Annotated in this window: 14 protein-coding genes; 12 read left to right on the top strand and 2 right to left on the bottom strand. The window is 32.5% G+C overall.

What is annotated here, in order from left to right:
- Together CIW83_RS19375 and CIW83_RS19370 are read right to left on the bottom strand one after the other, a co-directional pair.
- Window positions 1-743 (bottom strand): insulinase family protein (locus CIW83_RS19375; RefSeq protein ID WP_201260055.1); only part of this gene is annotated, 743 nt, incomplete at its 3' end.
- 166 nt (window positions 744-909) lie between these two features.
- Complete coding sequence (locus CIW83_RS19370) at window positions 910-1,464, bottom strand: hemerythrin domain-containing protein (protein ID WP_094904112.1); 555 nt, start codon at window positions 1,462-1,464, stop codon at window positions 910-912.
- Between the two features lie 135 nt (window positions 1,465-1,599).
- On the opposite strand from CIW83_RS19370, the gene CIW83_RS19365 reads away from it, so the two are divergent.
- The 12 genes from CIW83_RS19365 to CIW83_RS19315 all read left to right on the top strand — a co-directional run bounded on the left by CIW83_RS19365 (window position 1,600) and on the right by CIW83_RS19315 (window position 15,775).
- The gene (locus CIW83_RS19365; RefSeq protein ID WP_094904111.1) at window positions 1,600-2,787 is read left to right on the top strand and encodes an anaerobic nitric oxide reductase flavorubredoxin; all 1,188 of its coding nucleotides are present in this window, start codon (window positions 1,600-1,602) and stop codon (window positions 2,785-2,787) included.
- 189 nt (window positions 2,788-2,976) lie between these two features.
- On the top strand, window positions 2,977-4,239 hold the full coding sequence (gene lysA, locus CIW83_RS19360; protein ID WP_094904110.1) for a diaminopimelate decarboxylase: 1,263 nt from the start codon (window positions 2,977-2,979) through the stop codon (window positions 4,237-4,239).
- Between the two features lie 38 nt (window positions 4,240-4,277).
- A complete protein-coding gene (gene alr / locus CIW83_RS23375) occupies window positions 4,278-4,961 on the top strand; it encodes an alanine racemase (protein WP_201260054.1) in 684 nt (227 codons plus the stop codon).
- Window positions 4,946-5,422, top strand: coding sequence for an alanine racemase C-terminal domain-containing protein (locus CIW83_RS23370; protein ID WP_201260057.1), 477 nt, complete (start codon window positions 4,946-4,948; stop codon window positions 5,420-5,422). Before alr ends, CIW83_RS23370 begins: the two co-directional genes overlap by 16 nt.
- Before the next feature lie 13 nt (window positions 5,423-5,435).
- Window positions 5,436-6,614 carry a M20 family metallopeptidase gene (locus tag CIW83_RS19350; RefSeq protein ID WP_094904109.1) on the top strand — a complete coding sequence of 393 codons (1,179 nt, stop codon included), beginning with the start codon at window positions 5,436-5,438 and terminating at the stop codon, window positions 6,612-6,614.
- Window positions 6,615-6,946: 332 nt separating this feature from the next.
- A complete protein-coding gene (locus tag CIW83_RS19345; protein WP_094904108.1) occupies window positions 6,947-7,744 on the top strand; it encodes a M55 family metallopeptidase in 798 nt (265 codons plus the stop codon).
- A 79-nt stretch (window positions 7,745-7,823) separates the two neighbouring features.
- Window positions 7,824-9,683 carry a sigma-54-dependent Fis family transcriptional regulator gene (locus CIW83_RS19340; protein WP_094904107.1) on the top strand — a complete coding sequence of 620 codons (1,860 nt, stop codon included), beginning with the start codon at window positions 7,824-7,826 and terminating at the stop codon, window positions 9,681-9,683.
- A gap of 24 nt (window positions 9,684-9,707) precedes the next feature.
- Window positions 9,708-10,319 carry a M15 family metallopeptidase gene (locus CIW83_RS19335; protein ID WP_158220183.1) on the top strand — a complete coding sequence of 204 codons (612 nt, stop codon included), beginning with the start codon at window positions 9,708-9,710 and terminating at the stop codon, window positions 10,317-10,319.
- A 22-nt stretch (window positions 10,320-10,341) separates the two neighbouring features.
- Entirely contained in the window at window positions 10,342-11,427 is a 1,086-nt protein-coding gene (locus CIW83_RS19330) for a dipeptide epimerase (protein ID WP_094904105.1), read from the top strand.
- Window positions 11,428-11,856: 429 nt separating this feature from the next.
- On the top strand, window positions 11,857-13,722 hold the full coding sequence (locus tag CIW83_RS19325; protein WP_094904104.1) for a peptide ABC transporter substrate-binding protein: 1,866 nt from the start codon (window positions 11,857-11,859) through the stop codon (window positions 13,720-13,722).
- 140 nt (window positions 13,723-13,862) lie between these two features.
- Entirely contained in the window at window positions 13,863-14,807 is a 945-nt protein-coding gene (locus CIW83_RS19320) for an ABC transporter permease (RefSeq protein ID WP_094904103.1), read from the top strand.
- Window positions 14,807-15,775 carry an ABC transporter permease gene (locus CIW83_RS19315; RefSeq protein WP_094904102.1) on the top strand — a complete coding sequence of 323 codons (969 nt, stop codon included), beginning with the start codon at window positions 14,807-14,809 and terminating at the stop codon, window positions 15,773-15,775. Before CIW83_RS19320 ends, CIW83_RS19315 begins: the two co-directional genes overlap by 1 nt.
- The last annotated feature ends 3 nt before the right edge of the window (window positions 15,776-15,778 follow it).

Here is a 15,778-nt window from a genome sequence, read left to right as displayed (position 1 = left end):
TCTTTTACTTCTTGAAAAGTTAAACTTGGTATATCGGGAGGATTTCCTCCAGATAAGTAAGTATAATTAGTGTCTGGATATAAGTTTTGCATTATTGAATAATGTAGCTGTGAGTCAGGAGATGACAAAGCTCCTTTCATTTCGTTATATACAACACCATTATATTGAAGAGGTGCATTTTTATCCTCAATGCTATAATGCCACCCGTCAACTTTAAAGAACTTTTCATCCTTATAAAAGGCAGGTTTAAAAACTACACTGAGATAAACATCCAGTAAGTCATTGAATTCTTTATCGTTCATACTAGAAAATGGATAAGTAGTCCTGTCTGGATAGGTAAGTCCATTTAGATTCTTGGTCAAAGTTCCCTTTACAATCTCGAAAAATAGATTTCTTACGGGAAATTTTTCTGAGCCTCCATTTAAGAGCACATGCTCTAAAATATGGGGAATCCCCTTGTTGTTTTCAACTGGTGTTCTGAAAGAAATAGAAAACGCTTTGTTTTCATCATCATTTTCTATTTGAAGTAACCTAGCACCGCTTTTTTCATGTTGAAAAATCCTACCAACGGAATCTAATTCTTTTAGATGCTTTTGTTCAATTAGTTTGAATCCAAAATAAGTTTCTCCAACTCTTAAATTTTTTGTTTCAGCATAAGACATGTTAGAGAATAAAAATGTTGATAATAAAACTGCTAGCAAAATTAAAGCAATTGGTTTTTGTTTTACACTAAATCCTTTCACAGATATCCCCCTTTTGTATTATAATTTATTTGTACTAGTGTATTAATTGAATAGTACACTATAATTTACCATTTGTCAACTAATTTGTTAAGTAAAAGATAGTTTGATTAAAAAAATGACCTAGGTAATTGCATTGTATTACCTAGGTCACTTTTTTATGTTTATTCTATTTATATTTACTTTCCAATTCTTCTATTAAAGTAATATATTTTTCTTGAATTCGTGCCTCAGTTGCGGAGTTTTCTACTTTTTTACATTCATCCTCAATAAAAGCTTTACTGCTATCATTTAACATATTTTCAGCAAATTTATACATGGCGGTATTTTCTTTCTCTATATGTCTATACAATAAATCTGTATAGGAAATGGCATTTGCTATAATATCAAGTCTTGCTTCATCATTGCCATTCTTAAATTCTTCCAATGACTTTTCAAGATTGGCCATGTAAAGTCTTCCCATATCATGCTCTATATACATTCCAGTAATAGCACCTGATTTTGCTAATTTTTCAATTTCCTTATTCATTGTCTGAAATAGTATATCCTCTTCTTTCCCATGATGATGTTTATCTGCATAGGTTCTTACAAAATCAATTATTCTTGGTAAATCATCTATATCGTATTCAGAGTTAGTCATAACTCTATAGGAAATTTTCCTGATTACTTTAAGCATTTTCCTAATATTGGTATGTTCTTCAACCATTATTCTTATGGATTCCAAGATATTCACCTCACAAAATATTTTCTTTATGATTTTACCCTTAATTTCATAATAAATAACAAAATAATAATATTTTACAATAAAATGGGTACATATATTATGGGATTAAATAATTAATTATAAGGGGGTAGTGCAATGAGTTTTAAGATGACTGATAAGGTAACATGGGTAGGGAAGATAGATTGGGAATTAAGAACTTTCCATGGAGATGAATACTCGACACATAGGGGGTCTTCCTATAATTCATACTTAATTAGAGACAAGAAGACAGTACTTATTGATACAGTTTGGGAACCATTTGCTGAAGAGTATGTTGAGAAATTAAAGAAGGAAATAGACCTAAATGAAATAGACTATATAATAGCGCAACATTCAGAGATAGACCATAGCGGAGCTTTACCATTGTTAATGAAGGAGATACCAAATACTCCAATCTATTGTACATCAAACGGGGCAAAAATATTAAAAGGCCATTTCCATGAAGATTGGAACTTTGTAGAAGTAAAGACAGGAGATACATTAGATATAGGAGAATCAACTCTAACATTCGTAGAAGCAAGAATGCTTCATTGGCCAGATAGTATGATGACTTATATGAGCGGAGAAAATATATTATTTAGTAATGATGCCTTTGGACAACATTATGCATCGGATTTAATGTATAATGATTTAGTAGATCAGGGAGAATTATATCAAGAGGCTGTTAAATACTACGCAAATATATTAACTCCATTTAGTGTATTAGTCACTAATAAAATTAAAGAGGTTTTAGGGTTTAACCTGCCGCTTAATATGATAGCTACATCTCATGGAATTATCTGGAGAGATAATCCGGCACAAATAGTTGAAAAATATTTAGAGTGGGCAGATGCATATCAAGAAAATCAAATTACAATAGTATATGATACTATGTGGAATGGCACAAAAAGAATGGCAGAGGCAATTTCAGAGGGTATAAAATCAGTGAATAAAGATGTAACTGTAAAACTATATAATGCAGCAAATTCAGATAAAAATGATGTAATAACTGAATTATTTAAATCTAAAGCAATATTATTTGGTTCTTCTACAGTTAATAAGAGTATAATGCATGCAACAGCAGGGATTCTTGAGATGATAAAAGGAATAGGATTTAAGAATAAAAAGTCAGCAGCTTTTGGTTCCTATGGTTGGTCTGGTGAGTCCGTAGCCGTAATAGAGCAGAAGCTAAAGGATGCAAAACTTGAGATAGTACAAGAAGGAATAAAAGAACTTTGGAATCCAGATGCAGAAGCTACATCAAGGTGTATAGAATTTGGAAAGAATTTTGCGGAAAAACTATAGAAAAGAATAATAAGAAGTTTTCCGAAGAACAGTTCCGAAAAGACGGAAAAAAAACGAGAAATAGGAAGAAATATTACTAAAATTTCAAATATGCCAGGTTAAATATTAGCAATAGGCTATTTATTTACTTGGCATATTTTTTGCTTGTAATTAATATTGGAAACTATTTTGCGGAGGAGTTGTTATTAAATGAATAATTATATATTTGCTGGATGTGATACAGTTAAATTAGCTGAAAAATATAAAACACCTCTTTATGTAATGTCTGAGGATTATATTAAAGATAGACTGAGGGAGATTAGAGAAGATTTTCTGGATAAGCATCCCAAGACAATGGCGGTATATGCTAGTAAAGCATTTCTAACTAAGGAAATGGCCAGGATTATTAAAAAATCGGCTATAGGAATGGATGTAGTGTCTGGTGGTGAGCTTTACACTGCAATTCAAGTTGAGTTTCCTATGGAAAAAATAATATTCCATGGAAATAATAAAACTATAGATGAACTAGAATTGGCAATAGAAAATAATGTAGGAAGAATAGTTGTAGATCACTTAGAAGAAATGGATATTATTGAAGAGATAGCAAAGAAATATAATAAAAAGGTTCATATACTATTTAGAATAAGTCCAGGTATCGACAGCCATACCCATAAGTATATTCAAACTGGGCAAGTGGATTCTAAATTTGGAATACCTCTAGATGAAAAAACTATAAAGGCAGCAATGGAAAAGGTTTTGAAATTGGAATTCACTGAATTGCTTGGATTCCATTTTCATATTGGGTCACAGATTTCAGATAATGGAAATCATATTAAAGCTATTCAGATAATGATGCAGTTAATGAAAAAAGTAAAAGATGAATATGGATTTATCGTCAAGGAGTTAAATACTGGGGGAGGATATGGTATTCATTATTCTGAAGGTGAGGAAAGAAAACCTTTAGCCTATTTTACAGATTCTATAATAGAAGAGATTGAAGATAGATGTAAAGAATATGAGTTAGAAAGACCTTTAGTAATAATAGAACCTGGCAGATGGGTAGTAGGAGAAGCAGGGATTACAATCTATACGATAGGAGCTATTAAGGAAATTCCGGGAATACGGACTTATGTTTCAATTGATGGTGGTATGCCCGATAATCCAAGACCCAGCTTATATGAAGCTAAATACGAGGCTATCGTCATAAATAAGGCGGGAGAGGAATTAACAGATGTAGTGACTGTAGCAGGAAAGTGTTGTGAATCTGGGGATATTTTGATTTGGGATTTGAAAGTACCTAAAGTAGAAACAGGAGATATGCTAGCAGTTCTATCAACAGGAGCATATAATTATTCTATGTCGAGTAATTATAATAGAATCCCAAGACCTGCTGTAGTCATGTTAAGTGAAGGAAAAGACAGGTTAATAGTTAAAAGAGAAAACTATGATGACATATTGAGAAATGATATATAATTGTTATTATGTATTAAATATATTTGGAGGAATAAACTATGGAACTTCTACTACGCGATACCTTTCTTGAGGTTAATCTAGATAATATAATATATAATATGAAAAATATAAAGGAAATGGTTGGAGAAGAAGTAGCTATAGCGGCAGTAGTTAAAGCTAATGGCTATGGTCATGGTGCAGTTGGAGTGGCCCAAGAATTGATGGAAAATGGAGCGGATTATTTAGCTGTAGCAACTCTTACGGAGGCATTAGACCTTAGACGACATTTTTCAGATTACAAGATATTTATTATGGGATTTACTCCAGATAAATATTTGGAACATGTAGTTAAAAATGATATAATTCAAACCATATTTTCATATAGGCAAGCTGAAATTTTAAATGATTATGGCAATAGATATAATAAAATACCTGTTGTTCATATAAAATATGATACAGGATTTAATAGATTGGGATTTAGAGATTCGAAAGAAAGCATAGACGAAATCGAAAAAATTTCTAAATTGCCAAACCTAAATGTAGAAGGAATATTTTCTCATTTGGCTCTAACAAACAAAGAAGAAGATGAGAAACAATATAGAAAGCTCGTAAAGGTCATAGAGAGCCTTGAAGAAAGAGGTATTAAATTTAAATATAAGCATATTGAAGATAGTATATCAGCAGTTGATTATCCAGAGTTCAGGATGAATATGATAAGCCTGGGGCAATTATATATGGTATAAAGGGGTTTCACTATGGAACTTTAGATTTAAAACAAGCACTAGCATTAAAAACAAAAGTATATAATGTCAGAAAAGTTTCTAAAGGTGAAGGTGTAAGCTACAGTTATGTATGGAAAGCAGAAAGGGATAGTATTATTGGGACTGTTCCCTTTGGATATGCTGATGGATATCCTCGGAATTTAACAGGCAAAGGTTTTATTACAATTCGTAATCAAAAAGCACCAATAATTGGAATAATCTGTATGGATCAATGTATGGTTGATTTAACTGATATAGAAGAAGTATGTGAAGGCGATGAGGCTATTATATATGGTGACGGAATAAATAATACTCTTGATATTCACAATGCTTCTTTACTAGGAAGTACAAATAAAAATGAGATAATGAGTAGAATTGGTATGCGAGTACCACGGGTCTATATTAAGGATGAAAAAATAGTAAATATAATTAATTATATATAATAAGGAGAGTAATATGGATATAGAAAAAAGGGTTGATGATATTTTTTCCCAATTAATAGACATAAGAAGAGACTTTCATATGCACCCTGAGTTAAGTGAGCAGGAGTATAGAACCAGTGATAGAATTTGCGAGTATCTAAATGAGTGGGGGATCGAGCATGTAAAGGGAGTTGCTGAAACAGGTGTTGTAGCAATAATAAGAGGAAAGAAAGATGGTAAGACTGTAGGTGCTAGAGCAGACATTGATGCATTACCAATAACAGAACTAACTGATATTCCATTTAAATCAGTGAATGAGGGAGTTATGCATGCCTGTGGACATGATATTCATACAGCCATACATCTGGGAGTGGCAAAGATATTGAAAGAAATAGAGAATGAAATCTGTGGAAATGTAAAAATATTTTTTCAACCAGCAGAAGAGACCATAGGCGGAGCAAAAAAGATGATTGAGGAAGGGTATTTAAAGAATCCAGATGTTGAGTATATGTTATCATTACATGTAATGCCTTATTTAGATGCAGGAGAAGTTGAATTTAAATATGGGAAAGTGAATGCAGCTACTAACGAATTCTCTATAAAAATAACTGGTAAATCAAGCCATGCAGCTTATCCTGATCAATCCGTAGATCCTATAGTAACAGCTGGATATATAATTACAGCCTTACAATCCTTAGTAAGCAGGAACATATCGCCCTTAAATTCTGTTGTTTTAACATTGGGCCAAATTAATGGCGGTATAAAAAATAATATAATACCTGGAGAAGTCATTATGTCAGGTACTCTTAGGACAATTGATCCAGATACAAGAGTATTTGCAAAAAATAGGATTAGAGAAATAACAGAGAATACAGCAAAAGCATATGGAGCAGCAGCAATAGTAGAATTTGAAGAGGGCTATCCAGCTCTTATAAATAATGATGAAGTAGTTGATGTTTTGAGGCAAACGGCAGAAAGTATATTGAGCAAGGATAAAGTGAAATTTAAAGAGTTTCCAAGTATGGGTGCAGATGATTTTTCCTTCTTTTTACAAGACACTAAAGGGGCATATTATAATTTGGGATGTGGAAATAAGGATAAAGGCTGGACAGCACCGATTCATAGTGAATGTTTTATGGCAGATGAAAAGTGTATTAGAATAGGTGTCCTTTTACAAACCAAGGCCTTGCTTGAACTGTTGGATATGTTTTAAATAAGTAATATTAAATAGAAAGACCATATATTACTAGAGACAATGAATCTAAACTTATGGGGTAATGGGTTTTGCAATGGGGGGGAAATTCGCCCTAAAGTAAATCCGATGTTTATAAAATGTTGAAAATTAACATATTTATCTAATGGCATATAGTTTGCATATATTCATATATAATTAAATGACCTATGTATATTATATCTGTTAAATTTATTTTAGATTATTTTTTATGTATTACCAGAAAAAAGAAGTATCTTAATAGATAGATTAAAATCTGTCTAAAGGTTATAAATATGATTAGCATTGAAAATATACAATAAAGGAGTGGGAGGATGAAGATTTATATTAGCGTAGATATTGAAGGTATAACTGGAGTGACTAATTGGAATGAAACTGAATTAGGCCATGGAGAATATGCATGGGCAGTTGGTCAGATGACTAAAGAAACTATAGCGGCATGTGAAGCGGCAATAGAAATGGGTGCAAAAGAAATAGTGGTAAAGGATGCTCACGACTCTGGAAGAAATATAGACATATCTAAGCTTCCTAAAGAGGCAAGAGTAATAAGAGGATGGACTTCTTCGCCTGAATCAATGATGGCAGGTATAAATGAAAGTTTTGATGCTACAATTTTTATCGGGTATCATTCAGCTGCTGGAGAAAGCGGAAACCCATTGGCTCATACAATGAATTCTAAGAAGGCTACATATTTAAAAATCAATGGAGAATTAGCATCAGAATTTACGATGAATTCATTGATATCTGCGTATTATGGAGTTCCAGTAGTATTTTTATCAGGAGATAAAAGACTATGTGAAAACTCAAAAAAATTAGTTCCAAATATAGAGACTGTGGCTGTGAAAAGTGGAGAAGGTGGTGCTACCTTCAACATGCATCCAAATTGTGCATGTGAATCTATAAAAAGTGGAGTAAAGGAAGGAATTAAAAATGTTAAAGAATGTAAAATAGAATCTCCAAAAGAGCTGAAGTTGGAAATAAGATTTACAGAGCATCAAGATGCTAATAAAGCAAGATATTATCCAGGAGCTAGACTTATAGACGACCATACAGTGGAATATATAGCAAAGGATATTCAAGAACTGATGACAGCTAGAATGTTTATATTATAATTTTAAATATAACAATGCTACAAGAAATCAGCCTATGATGATATAATTAAGTAACAATATATATCTAAAGGGTGATCAAATGTCTTTAAATTCAGAATCTTATGTTAAAATGTTTACGGATATGATGTCTGAAGGTTTTATAGTAATAGATAATGAAGGAAAAATACAAATCTATAATAATAAAGCTAAGGAAATATTTGGAATAAGTTATGATGGACAAATTAACCATGATAAAGGGAAAATTAATATTGGAGATATAGTTATTATTGGAGATAACTCCATAGGACAGGATGATGGAAAGATGGATTCAGATTCATTAAAGTCTTTGGGGGTAAAGGATAATAACATAGATATGGGAGATTCGATTATTGTCATTGGCGTATTTGGCAAAGATGGAATGACTGATCCAGTATTAAAGACCTTAAAAAATGGTCATAAGGAAGATGTTTTAAAATTAAAAACAAGTTATTTAGAAGTAGATATAGAAGTTGAAATAGATTTTGTAAATAAAATAATATTTATTAAGGTTAGAGATGAAGAATTCACCTTGAGCTACATCAATGCAATAGGACATATGGTGGTTTTAGATGGAGTCACGAAACAGATGAAGTTCTACCAATCCCATGGATATACTGCCAGGGGAGAAAGTATCAATGACATATTAAAAGGAAGAGAATACAGGGCAAAAGGAAAGAATACTGAAACATTAGATGTAATCGGAAAAAATATTTTTGAAATACACAAATCAGATTCTATAATCCAACAATTTTTTAATGTAGCTAAAGGAGAAGATATTAGTTATATAGATAAATTTGAAGAAATCAACGGATATCCTACTATGTGTACACTTTTACCTGTGGAGGACAAAAAGCAGAGGATAGGAGCAGCATTAAAGGTAGAAGATATTTCAGAAATAAAAAAGATTATAATGGAAAGAGATAATGCAATTAATCAGCTAGAAAAGGCTGAATCTCAACTAAAAGAGGAGAAAGCCCTAAACAAAGCATTTCCTAATTTTGTGGGAGATAGTGAGCAAATTGAATACGTAAAGAGAATGGCACTAAAGGCTTCTAAGACTAATTCGAATGTATTGATATTAGGAGAAAGCGGAACGGGAAAAACAATTCTTGCACAGGCTATTCATCAGAATAGCAAGCTTAAAGACAAGCCTTTTATTCATGTGAATTGTGGTGCAATACCTGAAACATTGTTGGAATCTGAGCTTTTTGGATATGAAAAAGGAGCATTCACAGGTGCACGATCTGAAGGAAAAAAAGGTTTTTTTGAAATAGCGAATGGAGGAACCATTTTTTTAGACGAAATCGGAGACATATCTACAAATTTACAAGTAAAATTACTGCAAGTTATTCAAGAAAAATCTTTCTACAGAGTTGGTGGTACAGAAAAAATTACAGTAAATATACGTATCATTGCTGCTACTAATAAAAATCTAGAAGATGAAATGATAAAGGGAAGTTTTAGGGAGGATTTATATTATAGAATAAATGTATTCCCTATTTGGATACCGCCATTGAGGGAAAGAAAGCAAGACATGAATGCATTGATTGAACTAGTGCTTCCAAAAATCTGCAATGAGATAGGCTGTAAATCTAAAAGAATTTCTTCTGAAGCTATTAATCTAATATTAAACTATGATTGGCCTGGAAATGTAAGGGAGTTAGAAAATATTTTAGAAAGAGCTGTCAATTTAGCTGAAGGAAATAACATACTTTCAAAACATATAACCTTAAAGTTAAATAAAAAAGAGAATAAAAGCGTTGATATAGTTCCATTGAAAGAGTACCTAGAAGAATATGAGAAATCAATTATTGAGAGAACATTATCATTTTATAGAGGAGATAAAAAAAGGGCGATGGAAGCCTTAAAAATAAGTAAAACTACTTTCTATGAAAAAATAAAGAAATATAATATAGAATAAATTTGCCATATGGAAGGAGTTAATATGACAAAGAAAGATATAGCAGAAAATAATATAAAACAAATTGAAGGGCTAGTTTTATTAAAAGATTTAGACAATAGTTTTATTATTGAATTAAAATATGCTACAAAAGATAACTTTCTAAAGAAAGTGATGTATCCAGTTCCAGTATGTGCCATAAGAAGAGAAACTGGGGAAAAGCTTGTAAAAGCCAATAAGATATTCAAAGAAAGGGGATATACCATTAAGGTATGGGATGCTTATAGACCGATGCATGTGCAAAGAGAATTTTATGAAGCCTGTCCAGATTCTCCTTATGTGGCTAAACCGCCTGAAAGTCCAATTACATCTGGATTTAGGCCACGACACAATAATGGAATGGCAGTAGATATAACCTTAGTAGATGGAAATGGAAAAGAGCTTGAAATGCCTAGTGATTTCGATGATTTTACAGAAAACGCCAAGGTTGCTTCAAACAATATGACGGAAGAAGCACGAAAAAATGTAAATTATCTCCATGAAGTTATGTCAAGTGTTGGATTTAGAACATATGAGAATGAATGGTGGCATTTCGTCGATGGAGTAGAAGAACCCACTCCTTATTTAGATATCCCTCTAGAGATATTTACATTATAAAAGCTATAAAGGAGGTTTTTAAATGAAAATAAAAGAGATACAAGTAGGTCAAATATCAGTACCCCTTAAAAAGCCTTTTAAAACAGCCCTTAGAACAGTTAATAAAATTGAAGATGTTGTAGTTAAGATAATTACTGATACAGGTCATATCGGATACGGAGAGGCTGCACCTACAGCAGTAATTACAGGTGATACAAAAGGATCTATAAAATGTGCTATAGAAGATTATATAGCACCACAAATAATAGGATTAGAAATTGAGAATATAGAAGAGATAATGAACAGGATAGATAGGTCTCTAATTAAGAATACATCTGCCAAAGCTGCTGTCGATATAGCTATATATGATCTTTTTGGTCAACTTCATAAATCACCTCTATATAAGCTTTTAGGGGGATATAAGAAAGAAATAATTTCGGATTTGACAATAAGCGTAAATGATCCGGAGGAAATGGCACAAGATAGTATTGAAGCTGTAAGGAGAGGATATAAGACATTAAAGATAAAGGTCGGACTTGATTCACAAATGGATATAAAAAGGATACAAGCCATAAGAGATGCTGTTGGATATAACGTAGATTTGAGATTAGATGCAAATCAAGGATGGAAACCAAAAGAAGCAGTTATGCTTCTTAGAAAAATGGAAGATAAGGGATTTAATATAGAACTTGTTGAACAACCTGTTTCTGCTAATGATTTAGAAGGATTAAAATATGTTACTCAAAATGTGAACACACCTATATTAGCCGATGAATCTGTATTTTCTCCATTTGATGCAGTAAAGATAATTCAAAATAGAGCAGCGGATTTAATAAATATTAAATTGATGAAAACTGGTGGTATTCATAATGCATTAAAGATATGCTCTGTTGCAGAGATATATGGTGTTGAATGTATGATAGGATGTATGTTGGAAAGCAAGCTAAGTGTTAGTGCGGCAGTCCATTTAGCAGCATCTAAAAGTATAATTACTAAAATTGATTTAGATGGACCAGGATTATGTAAAGAAGATCCAGTTGATGGAGGACCTCAATTCCAAGATTATAAAATTACATTAAATGATGAGTGGGGATTAGGTTTTAAAAATATTGGAAACTTAAGCTTTTAGATTTTGGTTTTAAGAAGTCCTTAAAAACGGAAAAAATTCATATTTCGGGAAAAGGTGGCAGTCGAAGTCGTAATTGCAACTAATTGACCTTAGTGAGACTAATTTACTATTACGTATAATTCTGCCCTTTTAACTGATATTACGTAAATGCGGAAAAGCAAATGAATTGTAGCTAAAATAATCTGATAATTCATATAAGAAAATCTTATCTAAATCTTGCGAATATACTAATATCTCAGTTTGCTTGCTTTCAGATATCTGCTAATTTAAGTGGTATAATATTTGCATTATCTTAATATGTAGTTAGTAAGAAATTGATTTATCTCAATGTAAAAACTATTACTTAATCGATAATTTCATAGCTTAATAGGAAGGAGGAAAGTTTTACTAAAGGCTACATAAATTTTTAAAAATTAGAGGGGGAGTAAGATGAAAAGGTTAATAGCTTTAATGTTGGCAATAATGATGATTTTGGCAGGATGTTCAAAACCAAATACAAAGGATACTTCGTCAGATGATCCGTCCAAAACACCTGATAAAGCAGCAAAGCCTCAAGAATACTCAACGGTTTATTCAGGAGAAATCACTACATTAAATTACTTAGTGACCGCAAATCAGAATGAATTCGCTTTAGCGGCTAATTTTGTAGATAACTTAATTGACTATGACAGATATGGGGTTCCAATACCTGGTCTAGCAACTGAATGGGAGAGTTCAGAAGATGGAATAATTTGGACTCTAAAGATTCGCCAAGGAGTGAAATGGGTTACTCATGAGGGGAAGGAGTATGCAGAAGTTAAAGCTAAGGACTTTGTAGATGCTGCAAAGTACCTACTAGACCCAAATAATGAATCTCTAACAGCAAATATATTCTATAGTGTAATTAAAAATGCAGAAGAGTATTACAATGGTGAAATAGATGATTTTGAACAAGTAGGAGTAAAAGCAGTAGATGATTACACATTAGAATATACTCTTAAACAAAATACACCATATTTCTTATCGATGCTTAACTATATTTGTTTCTTGCCTGTTAATGGAGATTTCCTAGCAGAGGTAGGAGATAGATTTGGAACAGATAATACTAATATTCTATATAATGGGGCCTATGTAATGGAAACCTTTGAGCCGCAGACTAGAAGAATTCTTGTAAAAAATCAGCAATACTGGGATAAGGACAACATATTCATAGATAAAATAAAGGAGACCTATAACCAAGAATCTGCAACATTAGCACCAGAGCTATTTTTACGTGGAGAAGTTGATTATGCCGATATACCTGCTTCTTTGGTAGAAGAATGGATGAAAGATCCAGCTAAAAAAGATTCAGTTAGACCAAATAGAACAGGATTCTATACTTATTTTTATGCGTTAAATTTTGATCCTAAATTCGATGCAGAGTATGAACCAGATAACTGGAAAATTGCTGTAAACAATGTAAACTTCCGTAAATCATTATTCCATGGATTAGATAGGAAATCTGCCATGATAACATCAGAACCTTATAATCCAGAGCAAAGGTTATCAAATACTATTACGCCAAAGAGTTTTGTTGACTTAGATGGAGTAGATTATACTGAGCTAGAAGGTCTAAAAGAGTTTGCAAATACTGATTCATTCAATGAAGAATTGGCAAAGCAATATAGAGATAAAGCTATGGAAGAATTAAAGGGAAAAGCAAAATTTCCAATAATAGTATATATGCCATATAACTCAGGGGGAACTGAATTGGCAAATAGAGTACAGGTTATAGAACAGCAAATGGAGAATCTACTAGGAAAGGATTATATTGATATCCAAATAGATCCAAAACCACCTACAAACTTCTTATCAGAAGTAAGACGTTCAGGAAAATATGCATTTTTAGAGTGTAACTGGGGACCTGACTATGCAGATCCTGAAACATACACAGATCCATTTACTCCTGGTGCAAATTATAACTTCCCAGAATTTGTTGAAGGTTATAATGATGACAATGGAGAGAAGACCTATACTAACTTAACAAATAAAGCCAAGGCAGAGGTTATGGACATTAAAAAGCGCTATGAATTATTTGCTGAAGCAGAAGCATTTTTAATCAAAGAAGCCTTTGTTATTCCTTATGCACTTGGTGGGGGAGGATATGCAGCTGGTAGATTAAATCCGTTCGAATCTCAGTATTCACCATTTGGAGTATCATCAAACAGATATAAGGGACAGCATATCATGGAGAAACCTATGAATACAGAAGAATATAAGGCAGCACTTGAAACTTGGGAGAAAGAACGTGCCGAGGCATTAAAGAACAGTAAATAAGAATTCAAAGACCTAAGGGTTATTAACTGATAATCCTTAGGTCTGAAAATTAATATACTATAGCTTAATGAAAAGTAAGAGATTAATTGACTTTTCTTGAGATTTAATATAGTTGACTTACAGAGAAGAGAGGGAAAAAAATGCTAAAGTATTCTATTAAGAGGCTATTACAATCTTTGCTTACCCTATTTATCATAGTTACCATAGTATTTCTTCTTATGCGGTTATTGCCTGAGGAAGGATATTTCGGAACTTCCTATGAAAAGCTAGATGAACAACAAAGAGAAGCTATATTAACCAGTATGGGACTTAGGGACCCTATACATAAACAATTAATTAATTTTTATAAGAATATATTAACTGGTAATCTAGGGCAATCTATTACCTTTAGACCTAAGGTACCCGTTGCAGACATAATAAAGGATAAGGTGCCGTATTCCTTATACTTTGGATTGGCAGCTATAGGAATATCTTTGCTTGTTGGAGTCACGCTGGGAATAGCTATGGCCAGAAACAAAAATAAATTTTGGGATAAGTTAGGAACAGGCTATGTAGTATTTATAAGAGCAGTGCCTGCTGCTGTATATTTTCTTTTCTTACAATTATATGTAACGGGAGTTTTTAAGATCCCAATGTTATTTGATGTAGATAAACCTAAAACATGGATATTACCTGCTATATCTATGTCCCTAGGAGGAATAGCCAGTTATGCAATGTGGATGAGAAGATATATGGTAGATGAGCTTAACAAAGATTATGTCAAATTAGCTAGAGCTAAAGGATTAAAAAGCAAGCCCATAATGGTAAAACACATATTTCGCAACGCCTTTGTTCCCATGGCACAATATTTACCGGCTTCCATATTGTTTACAATAGCAGGCTCAATCTATATAGAATCTTTATATTCAATTCCAGGAATGGGAGGACTTTTGGTAGAGGTCATTAAAAGGCAAGATAACACCTTAGTTCAGGCTCTTGTAATCATATATTCATCAATAGGTATAGTAGGGCTATTTTTAGGAGATTTACTCATGGCCTTATTTGATCCTCGTATAAATTTACAGAGAAAAGGGGGCGCTAGATAATGAGTAAAGGTACAGTAGATAAATTAACAAATGCTATAAATGAAGATTTATTTCAATTTGTGGAATATAATGAAGAAGATGCTAAACGCGGAGGATATTCAAACTATTCATATTGGCGCTCTACTTGGCAGGTTTTCATAAAGAATAAAACAGCGGTCTTTCTATTAATTTTGATGTCTGTATTATTAGCATTTACATTAATTCAGCCTTATTTGCCTAATCAGAAATCACCTACCGAAATTCATATAAATCCTGAAACAAAGCTTCCGCTTAAAAACAATCCTCCTGATTCAGAATTTTGGTTTGGAACTAATTCAATTGGTCAGGATCTTTGGTCACGTATATGGAGTGGTTCAAGAACCTCATTGCTTATAGGTATAATAGTTGGGCTTTGGGAGGCCGTTATAGGAATTACCATAGGTGCAATGTGGGGTTATATAAGATGGCTAGATAGACCAATGACTGAGATATATAATGTGATCAACAATATTCCTAAAACTATAATACTGGTTCTAATGACTTATATAATGAAACCTAGTCTATATACTATGATTATTGCCATGGGGCTGACATCATGGATAGATATGGCAAGATTTGTAAGGAATCTGACAGTTATTATTAGAGACAGGGAGTATAATCTAGCATCAAAATGTTTAGGGACTCCTACAAGAAGAATAATAGCTAGAAATTTACTTCCTTACTTAGTTTCAGTAATTATGCTGACGGTCGCATTGTCTATCCCACAGACTATAGGCTATGAAGTATTTTTGACTTATATAGGGCTAGGATTACCTGTTAGTATTCCATCACTAGGTAATCTTATTAATGAGGGAAGACTTCTTATAATGAATGCATCACAAAGGTATCAATTAATATTTCCTTCAATAGTTATTTCTATAATAACCATCTCATTTTACATGATGGGAAATGTTTTTTCTGATGCAGCAGACCCTAAAAACCACGTATAGGAG

The organism is Tissierella sp. P1 (assembly GCF_002266425.1).
In the GTDB taxonomy this organism is placed as follows: Bacteria; Bacillota; Clostridia; order Tissierellales; family Tissierellaceae; genus Tissierella; species Tissierella carlieri.
The sequence above is the reverse complement of the archived record's forward strand: the minus strand, read 5'-3'. Positions and strand labels throughout refer to the sequence as shown.

Excerpts from the sequence above, each read along its gene's own strand:
- CIW83_RS19315 (WP_094904102.1), top strand. The coding sequence starts at position 14,807 with ATGAGTAAAGGTACAGTAGATAAATTAACAAATGCTATAAATGAAGAT.
- alr (WP_201260054.1), top strand. The coding sequence starts at position 4,278 with ATGGAACTTCTACTACGCGATACCTTTCTTGAGGTTAATCTAGATAAT.
- CIW83_RS19345 (WP_094904108.1), top strand. The coding sequence starts at position 6,947 with ATGAAGATTTATATTAGCGTAGATATTGAAGGTATAACTGGAGTGACT.
- CIW83_RS19340 (WP_094904107.1), top strand. The coding sequence starts at position 7,824 with ATGTCTTTAAATTCAGAATCTTATGTTAAAATGTTTACGGATATGATG.
- CIW83_RS19335 (WP_158220183.1), top strand. The coding sequence starts at position 9,708 with ATGACAAAGAAAGATATAGCAGAAAATAATATAAAACAAATTGAAGGG.
- CIW83_RS19365 (WP_094904111.1), top strand. The coding sequence starts at position 1,600 with ATGAGTTTTAAGATGACTGATAAGGTAACATGGGTAGGGAAGATAGAT.
- CIW83_RS19325 (WP_094904104.1), top strand. The coding sequence starts at position 11,857 with ATGAAAAGGTTAATAGCTTTAATGTTGGCAATAATGATGATTTTGGCA.
- CIW83_RS19330 (WP_094904105.1), top strand. The coding sequence starts at position 10,342 with ATGAAAATAAAAGAGATACAAGTAGGTCAAATATCAGTACCCCTTAAA.
- lysA (WP_094904110.1), top strand. The coding sequence starts at position 2,977 with ATGAATAATTATATATTTGCTGGATGTGATACAGTTAAATTAGCTGAA.
- CIW83_RS19320 (WP_094904103.1), top strand. The coding sequence starts at position 13,863 with ATGCTAAAGTATTCTATTAAGAGGCTATTACAATCTTTGCTTACCCTA.
- CIW83_RS19350 (WP_094904109.1), top strand. The coding sequence starts at position 5,436 with ATGGATATAGAAAAAAGGGTTGATGATATTTTTTCCCAATTAATAGAC.